Here is a 13290-nt window from a genome sequence, read left to right as displayed (position 1 = left end):
GATACCAAACAAAGGCACCCCGGCGAATGCCGGGGTGCTTTTGCATTGACGAGGTCAATGCAAAGCTCTGCGCCTCGGTCACGGGCAAATTTATTTGCCCGTGACTCTCGGCTTGGGAGCTTTTGTTGGAGGTGTGTTGTTTTGAGAGTGTTAACGCCTTACGGCCTTGAATATCCCGAGAGTCCGGTTGCCTTGCGCGACCTTGACGAGATAGGCGCCTTGCCGTAGGGTTACGTGGAGTTCGCTTCCCTGCACTGCGCGGAATTCCGCGATGCGGTGGCCTTGCATGTCGAAGAAGCTGATGTTGTGCGCGCCGCCGTCGATGCCCTCAAGAAGGAGCGTGTTACCGTCGATATGGCCGCTAATTGCGTTGCGCAGCATTATGGATTCAACGATGGTGACTCCCTCGGTATCTTCTGTGCCGGAAGATGGGCCTTCTGTTGCGCTGGACGATTCCGGACCGGCGATTTCTGCGCTTGAGGAGGATTCCGATTTTTCGGAACTGCTGGACTCCGGCTCCACCTGAATCAAGCCTCCATCGGTGATGGGCGTTTTTGCCCGTGTAAGGACGTCGAGCGGATCGGGCTTGCTGGAATCGAATGCCTCGTGGTCGTCGCGCAGGTGCTTGGCAAGTTCGGGCACTTTCGCCTTGATTTCTTCGATGTTCGCGCGGGCGAGTTCGTAGGCGCCGTATTCGCAGAAGTGCGTCTTGTCGCTCGCGGTGTACATGTACATTTTTTCCTTGTTGCCTCCGAGCGCCTTGCCGAGCGTGATGCTGTGCTGGTTCAGGTCGAGCACGGTGACGCCGAGCTTTTTGCCGAGGGCGCGCATGCGTTCGGGGAGCCCGCCCACGGCTGTTTTCGGGTCAGTCTCGTTCTGTCGTGCGGTGGATGTCACGAATAGCGGAGTGGCCCCCTTCGCCTTGATTTCGTTTGCGTACTTGGTGAGAGTCGTTTCGTAGTTGTTCACGTCATTTTGATTTTTCTGGTCGTTATGCGCGAACTGTACGGTCACAAAGTCGCCCTTCTTGACTTCGGCGAGAATCTTTGCGAGGCGCTTCATGCTGTAGAACCCGCTGGCAGTAAGGCCCGATTCGGCGTAGTTCGCGATGGCAAGGCTGGATTTGAAAAATCCCGGGGCCATTTGGCCCCAACCCGCCCAAGGAGCCGTTATTTGGTCGACCACGGTGGAATTCCCGCAGAGCCAGAGTGTGGTCACGTTGTCGTTTCGCTTGATTTCGATTCCTGCGACGGCGGGCGCCTTGCCGCTGATGACGAAGGTGAGTTTCTTGTCCCAGGTGCGGTAATTCTTTTCGCGGTCCTTGATGTTCATGGTTACCGAGCCATCCATGCTTTTTGTTTCCATGCGCCTGAGCGAAACGGTCTGCCTGCTGAACACGCCACCGGCGAGGGTGATGCGGTCGAGCATGAGCTTGCGGTTTTCGGCCCATACGGTGGTTTCGCTTTCGTTCTCGCCGTCACCGAGAATGAACGTCACTTTGTAATTGCCTTGCGGGAGCGCCACCGAGAAAACCATGTCGCCTTTCGCCGTCAGGAAATCCGTGGTGAGGTCGTCGTCCCACAAGCGATCTACCGAAGAAACGGTCCCGCTTTCGAAGCCGTAGCCCTGCGAGTCGCTGTACTTGGTGTTGGCCTTGACCTGCGTGTAGCCCGCGGCAACCGGGCCCTCGCCAAAGTCGAACTTGTAGTTTTCGGCGGCGTCAACTAATGTGAATGCACCGAGGAGTGCTATCGCCAAGAGAATCGTTGTGACCTTGACCGCAATGTCGATTCCTGCTAATTGTTTTTCCTGTTCCATAATACCATCCCTTTTACACGCGTTTGTACTTGTACTATAAAATGTACTATAAAATTTTAAAAAAAGCAAGAAAAAAATGGAAAAAATGTTTTTTTTTGCTATGAAGTGTTCGATTATGAATTAAATTTTTATTTTTTTTACTATACCGTGTACTACATTTTTATGTATATTTAATATCATGAATACCTTCGTAAACATTTTCGAGTTTACTAAGTTCCGCAAGTTCCTGGCAGAATACCAGGAGCGCCGTCAGGCGGCGGAGCCTTCGTTTTCGCGTACCGAGTTCTGCAACTTGCTGGGGCTTCCCAATACCCGCAGCTATTTCAACGACGTGGTGCAGGGCAAGCGCGTGACCGACAACATGCGCGAACGCTTTATCAACGTTATCGGGCTCAAGGGGAACGAGGCAAAGTATTTCGAGGCGATGGTCGATTTCGACCAGGGGAAGACTGCCCAGGTGCGCGAGGCGGCGTTCGATGCCATGATGCGCCTGAACAAGAACCCGCAGGCGATTGTGGACCCGGACAGCTACGAGTTCTTTGGCAACTGGTACAACAGCACGGTCTATGCGATTCTCGAGGTGATGGATGTGGGCGACGACGTGTCGGAACTTGCGGCGAAGATTTTCCCGCCCGTATCCGAGAAACGCCTGAAGGCAAGCCTTGAACTTATGCAGAAAATGTCGCTCGTGCGCAAGGACGAGCGCGGGTTCTGGAAGCCGACGAAGGATAGCCTTGCCACAGTGCAGCAGAGCAAGAGCCAGATGGTACTCCAGTTCCAGAAGCAGTGCCTGGAACTCTCGAAGCAGGCGCTGGAATCCGAAGGGAGTGAATCCCGCGACATGACCACGTTCACGTTCGCGGTTTCGAAATCCGCGCAGGCGAAGGTCGAGAAGGCTGCCGAAAAATTCAAGGCGCAGGTGCGCCAGATCGTGATGGCCGACAACGAGATGCCGACCGTCGTGGAGCATGTGAACCTGCACGTGTTCAGCAACATTCGCGAAAACAATAAACCGTCCGGAACGGGCGAGGCGTAGGGAGGAAGGCGTTTATGGGATGCTTTAGGAATATCTTTGGTTCGGGGCGACTCGCGTTCGCTTTTGCCGCGGTGTGTGCGCTCGCCTTCTTTGCGGGCTGCAGCAATACGTCTTCTACGGATTCCGCGGGAATTTTGATCGAGACGAATACGGGCAACAAGGGGCTTGCACGCATATATGTTGCTCCGGAACTGTGGGACCTCTCTGCTGGAGATACTGTTTCGCTTGCTTTTGCTGATCGCGATACCGTGGGCGATACGGTCTTCGTGTATGAAAGTGACTACCGTAAGGTGGTGGATTCTTCTGCGGTACTTTCGGGAATGTTTGACATGGATAGCGTTCCCGTAGGGAAATACGATTCCGTGACTATTTACGGACTGGATGGTGAGCGCTCGTATGTTGTGGACGTTGATGTCGAGGACGGCGAAACCTATATGGTCGACGTGGATGGCGTGAAGGAAATTTCGGTAGTTGAAATGTCGGCTTGGACGGGCTTGTCCGACTTTGTATATATGTCTATTTCTGATTTCAATATAAAGACGGGTGATTCCCTGAAACTGTATGGGACAGAAAATTGGGGCGTGTTTGAAGATACGCTGGTGGTGTCGCATTTTGAGTATTATGACTGGACTAATTTGGTGATGGATTCGGTAACCGTGGCTTCCGGGAGCGCCTTGCTTGCGTTTATACCTTACGGCCACTATGATTCCTTGCTGGTGACGTCGCCGAACGGCGAAACCAAGAAACATAAACTTTCGTTCTATATCGAAGAGGCAAAATCCTACTATATCGATTCTGACGGTGCGAAGCCCATTGCCATTGACATTACTCCTGTGCGAGAGGGCGATGCCCAATTTTACTTCTTTATAGAATCTTTCGAAATGGCCGAAGGTGATACCCTTTCGATGATGCGCTCCGAAAGGGAACTGAATGGCGATACGCTTCACGAAACCAATTATTTTGCAACGAAGGTGGTGTCGGCTGAGGATGTTTTAAAAGGTGTGACGAGGATTGAGGGCGTTCCGGGAGGATTCTACAACCAGCTGAGTATTAGAAGGGTGTCAAATGAACGTGGGTTATCCAACGGCTTTAAGGAAGATTTTAGACAGTGGAATTTATCTGAAACGCCGATATTCATATCGAGTTCTTATGTAGGCAACCTTGACAGCGTGGACGTAGCCTTGCCCGAAGGATTTGAAGACTTGACCAAGACGGACGAAATTTTTATCGATATCCCGTTCCCGATATTCTTGCCGGCATCGCTTGACAATCCTTGCTTGCTTGATGCGGAAGATAACCTTATCAATCTGGAAGCGAGCGAACGTGATTACTATGCCGATAGCGTGTTGTATTGGGGCAAGGCTCCTGCGGTGAAATTTTCTGGAACGGGAAAACTCAAATTCAGAATTATAGATAAGTGTGTTGAAGATAACAATCTGCAATTACAGTTGGGTACCTACAGAAACCATTTCTCCGATGCGGAAATTTCCGATTCCGCTTACGCTAGGTTCAAAGATAAGAAGGATCTTCTGGGCCGTTCCCGCTGGGTGGATTCTACCGACAACTGGTTCTACATTCCCGATTTCAAGCCCTTCTCCGAAGACGGCTACTACATGGGGCTCTCCATCTGGTTCAATATCGATTCCATGCAGGTGGGCGAGTACGCACAAATTATTTCGGCCAAGAAGGATAGCGTGGGCTTCACCCTGCAAAAGCGCGGAACATCGGGTGCGGTGAACCTCAGGCTCGATACGCGCACGGGTGTCTACAACACGGTCGTGGGCCGCGCGAACGGGGTGCTCGACGGCACGTGGCATAACTATTCGTTCAAGATTCACGGCGATAGCGTGACCACCTTTATCGACGGAACGCTGCTGGAGTCCAGGCAGTTCGAAGCGGGCGAGGGCTTTGCGGCTGCATTCAACCCCTCGATCGGCTACGGCGGGCTTCGCGGCGGTATTGACGAGGTGTTCTTCTTTGACGGTACGCAGTCCAACAACTGGATGCGGCTCTTCTACGCCCTGCAATATGCGGTTATAAAGGAATAAACGGTGTTTAAGGCGCCTTTCGAGGCGTGTTTTGTGAAATGTGGACTTTTTTTAAGTAAAGTGTTGTAAAAATTATATCATTTAGTTTGAAATTGCGTAAAAACTATTGACTTTTAATAAAAATTAGCGTATATTTGAAGTAGTAAACCTTATAGTAAAAAGGGAGATAAATATGTTTGGTGTGATGGGATTGAATTCTCGCGGAGTGGTGTCCGCGGCAATTTTCACGCTCGCTTTTGCGGGCCAAGGTGCGTTCGCTCAGCCGTGGTATGCAACTGACGTGCGCCAAGGGGGCCATGACCCTTCCATGTACAGGGACGAGAATGGCTACATCCTTATGTCCACGAATAACAACCTCGCCATGTGGACCTCGACGGACATGGTCAAGTGGAGCTCGAAGGGCCAGATTTTCAGGGATAGCCCGCAGTGGCTCAAGAATGCCGTGGGCGGAAGGACTGACGGCATCTGGGCTCCGGACCTGTTCCATTTCAATAACCAGTACGGCGTGTTCTACTGCGGCTCTGTTTTTGGCCAGCGCACCTCTGCAATCGGTGTCGCGACGAACGCGAACCTGAACTTCTCGGATCCGGCAAAGGGTTGGACGGACCAGGGTGAGGTAACGCGCACCACGAACAGCAACAACTACAACGCGATTGATGCCGACGTGGTGGTGACTCCCGAAGGCCAGTACTGGATGACTTACGGCTCTTGGAATGCGGGCGGTATCCGCTTGATCAAGCTGGACCCCAAGACGGGCAAGCAGGCGAGCGACGACAAGACGAACTACATGATTGCGACGCGCGGCGGTACGGGTATCGAAGGCCCGAGCCTCATCGAGCACGGCGGGCAGTATTTCTTGTTCACGGCCTGGGACGTATGTTGCAAACAAGGTAACGAAATCGAACAGACCACCTACAAGACGGCCATGGGCCGCGCCGACAAGGTGAACGGAACCTACAAGGACCGCAATGGCAAGGAACTCAACAAGGGCGGCGGAACCATCCTGATGCAGCGTTACAGCCGTTACGTGGGCCCGGGCGGCGGCGAAGCCTTCAAGGACTTGAACCGCATCCGCTTTGTGCATCATTACTACGATCTGACTGGCGACAAGTACAACCACATCCACATTCGCGACCTGGTGTTTACCGACGACAACTGGCCCGAAATGGGGCAGCCCTTCCTCGGGCGCTACCTGAGTGCCGAGGCGGAACACGGCATTATGACACGCGGTGCGACGGATGACCTGACCTTCAATTACACGAAGGAAGCTTCGAACGGCGAATACGTGGGCTATATCAATACGAAGGGCTCCAAGATTCGCTTGCCGATGAACATTATGCAGGCGGGCGACTACATTATGCGTTACCGCTACGCGAACGGCGGCGATAATGATGCTACGCATAAAGTAACGGTGAATGGAAAGGCGCAGACGGTAAAGCTACCGAAGACGGGCGCCTGGGGCAGTTTCCCCGAAAAGTCTGTGGTGATGGTGCCTGCAAAGTTCAAGCGCGGCGGCAACTTTATCGAGGTGGAACCCGACCAGAATTTTGCGGAACTGGACCGCATCGACTTCTTGCGCGTGATTCGCGATACCATTCCGGGCAACGGATTCGATAACGGCATCAAGGTGCGCCTCACGAACGACGACAAGCTTGCCGTCAAGAACGGTGGCTACGCCATCTTCGAAAACGTGGTGACGGATTCTATCAAGAGCACCGAAGTCAAGGTCGAGTTGCAACAGTGCAGCGGCGGGACGCTCAGTATCCGCGAGGGTTCTGCCTCGGGTACGGAACTTTCCAAGTGCACTGTTCCTTCGAGCTGCGCAAACGGCGCCTGGACCGAAGTGAACTGCTCTGCCACCAAGAAGCTTTCGGGCGTCAAGGACTTCTACCTCACGGGTAGCGACATGAGCGGCGAAGTGCTGGTGGGCAACATCCGCTTCGGAAAGGCGGCCTCTATCGAACCGCCGGTATCTAGTTCTAGCGTGAATCCGCCTGCATCGAGCTCTAGCGTGGCTCCGGTGGAATCTAGCTCCAGCATCGCTGAAGTTTCCAGTTCCAGCGAAATTTCGACGGCTCTCGCTCAAGCAAAGTCTTTGAAAACCGGCTATAAATTGACTGCAAATGCTTTGGGCTATACCTTCCATTTTGATCGTCCCGGTAATTACGAAATCATCGTGATGAACCCGCTGGGTCAGCTGATGGCTCGAAAGACGGTGCGCATGGAATCTGAAGTGTCGCTGCAGGGCCTGCCTAAAGGAAAGTACATCTTCAAGGTGATGAATCGCTAACAGAAAAAGGGATGTTTGGGTATGTTTAAACGTGCTTTATCTATGCTGATGGGGGTAGCGGCTGTTGCGATGGCTGCAAACCCGCTCACTACAAAATTCTACTCTGCCGATGCCGCGGCGCTCGTGCACAACGATAGCCTGTTCATTTTTGCGGGCCACGACGAGCAGGGCGCTCGGGGGAACAACAACAAGTTTTTCTTGATGAACGACTGGCACGTGCTGGTGACCGACGACATGGAAAACTACCATGACTACGGTGCGGTACTTTCGTGGCGGACCTTCAAGTGGGCAAGCGGCAACGCCTTCGCGGGCCATTGCGAATACCGTAATGGCAAGTTCTACTGGTACGTGGCGGTGCATCATGCGACTGTCGTGCGTGACGAAGGCTTCGCGATTGGCGTTGCGGTGGCCGATCACCCCTCGGGCCCGTGGAAAGATGCTATTGGCAAGGCGCTCGTGACCGATGATACCCAGAACGATGTCGCGTTGAATATCGACCCCGCAATTTTCTACGACGGGAACGATATATGGATGTATTGGGGCTCGTGGAACGCGGGCCGCCGCGTGAAGCTCAAGGAAAACATGATTGAACTTGCAAGTACGCCCGAAGACATCAAGGTCAAGGACTTTTTCGAGGCTCCCTGGATGCACAAGTACCGCGGCAACTATTACTTCAGTTACGCCTCGGGTTACTCTTCTACGACAAACTACTCCATGGCTACGAGCCTGAATGGCCCGTGGACGCAGAAGGGCGTGCTGAACGACAAGCTCGACAATTCCGAGACGAACCACCAGGCGATTTTCAAGTATCTCGGGCACTGGTATTTCATGTATCACGGCGCGAACGCTCCGGGCGGTTGGACCTACCGCCGCTCCGTGAATATCGACTACCTGTACTATGACGAGAATGCGAATATCCAGAAAATCAAGCGTACCACCACGGGTGTAGACAAAGTAAATAACTCACTTGTGGAAAACGGCACGTACCGCTTGACTGTTTCGCACAGTAACCTGTCATTTGTCGAAGAAAACGGAATCGTGGTGCAGCGCCCCGAAAGCGAAAAGGATGCAAACCAGTTCTGGACCGTGGAACGCAGCACGAAAAATGCCCGCCATTACACGCTCAAGAATTACGGTACCGGCCGCTACTATTGCCCGCCCAAGACGCTGCTCGATACCGTCAAGACATCGGCGACTGCCTGCGAAATCCGCATCGAGAACGCCTCTGCCGCAAAGGGCTACTACCTGTATGGCGATTACGACAGCGACTTTGTGGGCGACGTGCTGAATGTCTCGAAGGATTCGGGCATGCCCGTGATTACCTGGGTGCGCACCGGTGCCGACAACCAAAAGGTGAAACTCGCGAAGGCGACCCCGCCGGCGGTTGAACCGGAATCGTCTTCTAGCATCGAGGAATCTTCCAGCTCCGTTGTTGCCGAAAATTCTTCGAGCAGCGAACTCGCGGCCGAAAGTTCTAGCAGCGGAACTACCGCGATTGCTCCGCGTGCCGCTCGCCAGGGAATGCAGGTGCCTGCTCGCAAGGGTTACCGTGACCTCAAGGGCCGCAGTTTTGACAGGCCGATTCCTTATCGGGTGATGTTCTAGCGGAAGTAATTTGTCTTAAAAGCAGGAGTGTTTGGATGTACGGATTGGGAAACGCCCTTCGGGGCGGCTTTATGGGTGTCGGCTTGTCGCTTGCCGTTGGCGCATTTGCGGCAAGCAATCCCGTTGTCACGAACATGTTCACGGCAGACCCCGCAGGGCTCGTTTACAACGATACCATGTATATCTTCACGGGGCATGACGAAGCGCCCGCCAGTCACGAAGGTTACATAATGAACGACTGGCACATATTCTCTTCTGGGGATATGGATACCTGGGTGGATCGCGGGGCCGTGCTTTCTATCAAGTCGTTCAAGTGGGCACGCGGCAGTGCCTGGGCGAGCCAGACTATCGAACGGAACGGCAAGTTTTACTGGTACGTGACCGTGCACGACGGCAGGGACTTTGCGGTTGGCGTCGCCGTCGCGGACCATCCGGCTGGCCCGTACAAGGATGCCATCGGCAAGGCGCTCATTACCAGCGACACGACTCCGGCGAATAGCGGCGTGAATTACGATATCGACCCGACCGTCTTTATCGATGACGACGGACAGGCCTATATTTATTGGGGCAACGGTGCCGTGATGGGCTACAGGCTCAAGGAAAATATGGTCGAACTGCAGGGCAGCATGTTCAACGTGACGCCGCCCAGCTTTACCGAGGCGCCATACGTTCATAAAAGGAACGGCTACTACTTCTTGACGTATGCCTACGGCTGGGAAGAACGCATTGGCCAGGCGACCATGAAAAGCCCGACCGGGCCCGTGTCCAATTCCAAGGTCATTGTCGGCTACAACAAGAATTCCAATACGAGCCACCAGGCGTTCGTCGAATTCCATAACCAATGGTATTACATATACCATACGGGCGCGATTGGCGGCAGTTTTCGCCGTGCATTGTGTGTGGACTACGCCTACTACGAAAACGATTCGACCATCGCGAACATCACCATGACCGACGCGGGCGTAAAGAAGGTTGACCACGCGCCGATCAGGGATGGTGTATACCGCATCAAGGCGCGGCACAGCGGCCTGAGTCTCGAAGATAGCCGTAGCATTGTAATCCAGATGGATTCCGAAGAAAGCGAATCGCAGCTGTGGGCGCTCAGAAGAATCGACGGTTACGCCTACACGCTCAGGAACATCGAAACGGGAAAGTTCCTTTCGTTCGGAAAGGGAAACCTGCTTGATACCGCAAGGACCGTCGAAACCGAAAACCGCATCGTCATCGAGAACTTTAACGTGGATGATGGTTACCGCCTGTATGCGGATACCGCAAGTGAATATCTGGGCGATGTCCTGAACATCTCTACGGAGGCGGGAATGCCGCTTGTCGTGTGGAAACAGACCGGGACGCAGAATCAGTCGTTCAAGTTCGAATACATGGGCGATGAATCTGCATATAGTTCTTCCAGCGTAGAGGTCGCGCCCGAAAGTTCCAGCTTCGAGGACGTGTCGAGCAGTTCCGCAGAAACTACGTCACTGGCCATAACGCCCGTGAATTTCGGAGCACGGATTGTCGGGGCTTCTCGCGCGGATGGTTTGCGGTTCTCGCAGGCTGCGGATTACGCCCTGATGAACCTGCACGGCATGGTGGTTGCCCGCGGGCACGCCGCGCAAGTTTCGGTGAGGGATTTTGCTCCCGGCGCATACGTGGTATGGCTCGGCGGCCGCATCCAGAAAATCGAGCTGAGGTAAAGCATGTTCAGTCGTGAAAATTTCGCCATCGTCAAGCAGATTGCGGTACTCAGCCTGCTTGCCATCGCGCTAGGGCTTGTTTACGGGTGAGGTCTGCTCTCGGATGTTGCCTCAATTTCGTAAAAGCGCCGCTCGCCGGCATTCCTGATGCGCATGAGAGCCTGATAATGACTTCAACTTAGCGTGAAATTTGGGGGATTGGAGATTTGACAATCACTGATTGTCAAATTGAAAACACAGAGAAAATCTTACATAACGAGACGCGTGCATTGGATTTCAGAATCACAATGCTGTCAACCTCGTGAGTTCTCTTTGCGCGGAAGGATTATTTGCGTAGTTCTGCATGACTGTTTTTGTGCCAAGATGGAATTTCTTTCTCTTGAGTGCAAAGATTAGTTAGTTCCATTAAATCCAAGATAAGAACTAAAGCCAAGCATATACATCGCTAAGGTTAAATTTACATCCTCATCACCAGCCTTGTAATGTTTTGCCTCTTTTTTTAATTCAGAATACACGGTGTCATCAACATTTTTATCATTTGTCATTTGAGGCGCGACTTTTGCAATTATTTCGGGTAGTTTCATACAAACCTTATAGAATGCATCAGATTGCCCCGTGACAATGTTGTAGAATTGATCTATGCTCACACGACGGATTCTTTTGTGATGCACTTTTTTCTTGTCAACAGTTGTTTCCCAAACGATATTTTGAGAATCATTTGCAATAGCCTCCACGAGGTAGCAAGCACAATCATCATCATTACATAACTGTTGTTGCATCTTTTTATAGGTTCTTTCGGCACTTGAACTGTTCATTGTATTGTGCTTGTTTTTCATTTCCACGTAAATCGTATGTACTAATTCGTCACATTCATCATTGGGGGCAAAATATAATCCATCAGGATTTTTATAGATAACATCCCAGCCCCCATCCTTGCCATTCGGAGGAACGATGCATTTATCAATATACTTAAATATGTGTTGGTGGAAATAACCTATATAATTATTATTCGTCTTGTCTCTTTGACGAGTTATTTCGTTATTGATTAATTCCTGCCAAGATATTCCATACAAAGCTTTATCAAAAGCAAATTTTACCGGGTCAATTATGTTCTTGTTGAAATCCTTTAAAGTCATAGACTTTAAGGATTCTCTGTAATTTTCGATAGTTTTCCTAACGTGGTTTTCAAAATCTTCTTCTGATATAAATTCCAAATCCCACATGGTTAGACCTCTTTTAACACTTTTGCAATTTGCTCACCAATATCTTTTGCCAAGTTGACTGGAACTGCATTGCCGACCTGCTTATATTGTTCAGCCAATTTTCCTGCAAATTTCCATTTCTCTGGAAAAGACTGAAATCGTGCATTTTCGCGAACACTAAATGGACGAACCTCCAAGGGATGGCATCTATCGGTCTGTTTCATTCCCGGATTGGTTAAAACAGCTAGTGATGGTTCATCAAGGCTTATTCTTCTCAGAATGCCCGTACGACCGCCTTCCATATCCCAACATGTTTTCATATATGTTTTGGCAATTTCTGGATCTATATCTCTCCAATATCCGCCTGGAGGGACAAGAGCGAAAACTTTTTCTTTCGCTTCGGAATATCGAGCGCAGTGATCCTTGTCAGGATTGACATCCAGTTTCACATCTTTTAGAACTGGTTTATACTTATGCGGTTTCGGAAATTCGAATTTTACTTTGGAAACTAAATCTTTGCGAACGCCAATGGTTATCAGTCGTTCTCTCTTCTGTGGATTGTTATAATCCCATGCATTCAATACTTGATGATATGTTTCATATCCTTCATCTTCAAAAATGTTCAAGATGGTCTGATATGTTTTGCCTCCATCGTGAGAAAGCAATCCTTTTACATTTTCAAAAAGGAACATCTTTGGTTGGAGTTTGTGCAAAAAAGTTGCATAGTGATAGAACATTGTTCCACGAACATCTTCAAGCCCAAGTCTTTTTCCTGCATAACTAAAACTTTGGCATGGAGCTCCGCCAGAGAGCAAATCAAGTTCGCCGGACTTTATTTTAAATTCTTTAGTTAAATTGCGCTGTGCAACTTTGGCAACATCTTCACATAAAACATTCCAATCGGGTCGATTGATTTTGAGCGTTTCGGCGGCTGCTTTATTAAATTCGACTAAACCGATATGATCAAAACCAGCCTTGTCTAGACCAATCGCAAGTCCGCCAGCACCAGCAAACAATTCGATTGATGTAAATCGTCTTGCTTTATTGTTATTCTTCGGCACTTTTCGCTCCGTGTTGAAAGTGAACGAGTTCACTCTCGCGGGAGCGGTTCTGGCCGATTCGCTTGGCCGGGGTGCGGACAAAAAAGAACGGCGGGGAGCCGACTCACTCCTCGCCTAAAAGCGCGACATTTTCAAAAGAATACAATACACCCGCAAAATCCCGAGCGGATACAATACGCCCAAGGTACACTACGCCCATGCAATCCACGGGCGATGGCGAGTCATTGCCTTATTCCTTGTGTATGAAAGTGTCGAAGTTTCAGTTAGAGGACAAGAGCAAAACTCAGCGAGTCCACCCCCGTTCCGCACCTGTCCAGTCTTTTTCGAAAATAAAAAAGGCGTGGAGTTGAATGCATTTACCTACCTGAGGCCTTCGACTGCCCTACACAAATAAACGCAAACAACTCACGCCCCAAAATGGCCGTTTGCCTACAGGCAGATTTATCAAATATGCATGTACCAAAACGATGCGGCAGGCTTGCGCCGGTCGCAGACGTGAGCGTCCGTCTTATTCCCTGTGTATGAAAGTGTCGAAG

Annotated in this window: 8 protein-coding genes; 5 read left to right on the top strand and 3 right to left on the bottom strand. The window is 51.1% G+C overall.

What is annotated here, in order from left to right; genetic code table 11:
* Positions 1 to 150: 150 nt before the first annotated feature.
* Positions 151 to 1818: a GDSL-type esterase/lipase family protein gene (locus tag Q0P86_RS09505; protein WP_295039023.1), complete on the bottom strand. Its 1668-nt coding sequence runs from the start codon at positions 1816 to 1818 to the stop codon at positions 151 to 153.
* Positions 1819 to 1996: 178 nt separating this feature from the next.
* Here Q0P86_RS09505 and Q0P86_RS09500 point away from each other — a divergent pair, with 178 nt between their 5' ends.
* The 5 genes from Q0P86_RS09500 (at position 1997) to Q0P86_RS09480 (ending at position 10491) form a co-directional block, all read left to right on the top strand.
* Complete coding sequence (locus Q0P86_RS09500; RefSeq protein WP_294112176.1) at positions 1997 to 2854, top strand: TIGR02147 family protein; 858 nt, start codon at positions 1997 to 1999, stop codon at positions 2852 to 2854.
* Positions 2855 to 2868: 14 nt separating this feature from the next.
* Positions 2869 to 4902 carry a LamG-like jellyroll fold domain-containing protein gene (locus Q0P86_RS09495; protein ID WP_294112178.1) on the top strand — a complete coding sequence of 678 codons (2034 nt, stop codon included), beginning with the start codon at positions 2869 to 2871 and terminating at the stop codon, positions 4900 to 4902.
* A gap of 172 nt (positions 4903 to 5074) precedes the next feature.
* Positions 5075 to 7192, top strand: coding sequence for a family 43 glycosylhydrolase (locus Q0P86_RS09490; RefSeq protein ID WP_295039020.1), 2118 nt, complete (start codon positions 5075 to 5077; stop codon positions 7190 to 7192).
* 21 nt (positions 7193 to 7213) lie between these two features.
* On the top strand, positions 7214 to 8797 hold the full coding sequence (locus Q0P86_RS09485; protein ID WP_295039018.1) for a glycoside hydrolase family 43 protein: 1584 nt from the start codon (positions 7214 to 7216) through the stop codon (positions 8795 to 8797).
* Between the two features lie 35 nt (positions 8798 to 8832).
* Positions 8833 to 10491 carry a family 43 glycosylhydrolase gene (locus Q0P86_RS09480; protein WP_295039016.1) on the top strand — a complete coding sequence of 553 codons (1659 nt, stop codon included), beginning with the start codon at positions 8833 to 8835 and terminating at the stop codon, positions 10489 to 10491.
* Between the two features lie 392 nt (positions 10492 to 10883).
* Here the strand turns inward: Q0P86_RS09480 and Q0P86_RS09475 are convergent, their stop codons facing one another.
* Together Q0P86_RS09475 and Q0P86_RS09470 are read right to left on the bottom strand one after the other, a co-directional pair.
* On the bottom strand, positions 10884 to 11714 hold the full coding sequence (locus tag Q0P86_RS09475; RefSeq protein WP_295039014.1) for an Eco47II family restriction endonuclease: 831 nt from the start codon (positions 11712 to 11714) through the stop codon (positions 10884 to 10886).
* A 2-nt stretch (positions 11715 to 11716) separates the two neighbouring features.
* Positions 11717 to 12754, bottom strand: a complete 1038-nt coding sequence (locus Q0P86_RS09470; protein WP_073057648.1) for a DNA cytosine methyltransferase — start codon at positions 12752 to 12754, stop codon at positions 11717 to 11719.
* Positions 12755 to 13290: the final 536 nt, after the last annotated feature.

It is taken from the genome of uncultured Fibrobacter sp. (assembly GCF_946062555.1).
Lineage (GTDB): Bacteria > Fibrobacterota > Fibrobacteria > Fibrobacterales > Fibrobacteraceae > Fibrobacter.
Note: the sequence above shows the minus strand (reverse complement) of the source record. Positions and strands in the feature narration are given on the sequence as shown.

Coding starts and splice junctions, on each gene's coding strand:
- Q0P86_RS09505 (WP_295039023.1), bottom strand. CDS start 1,818: ATGGAACAGGAAAAACAATTAGCAGGAATCGACATTGCGGTCAAGGTC.
- Q0P86_RS09500 (WP_294112176.1), top strand. CDS start 1,997: ATGAATACCTTCGTAAACATTTTCGAGTTTACTAAGTTCCGCAAGTTC.
- Q0P86_RS09495 (WP_294112178.1), top strand. CDS start 2,869: ATGGGATGCTTTAGGAATATCTTTGGTTCGGGGCGACTCGCGTTCGCT.
- Q0P86_RS09490 (WP_295039020.1), top strand. CDS start 5,075: ATGTTTGGTGTGATGGGATTGAATTCTCGCGGAGTGGTGTCCGCGGCA.
- Q0P86_RS09485 (WP_295039018.1), top strand. CDS start 7,214: ATGTTTAAACGTGCTTTATCTATGCTGATGGGGGTAGCGGCTGTTGCG.
- Q0P86_RS09480 (WP_295039016.1), top strand. CDS start 8,833: ATGTACGGATTGGGAAACGCCCTTCGGGGCGGCTTTATGGGTGTCGGC.
- Q0P86_RS09475 (WP_295039014.1), bottom strand. CDS start 11,714: ATGTGGGATTTGGAATTTATATCAGAAGAAGATTTTGAAAACCACGTT.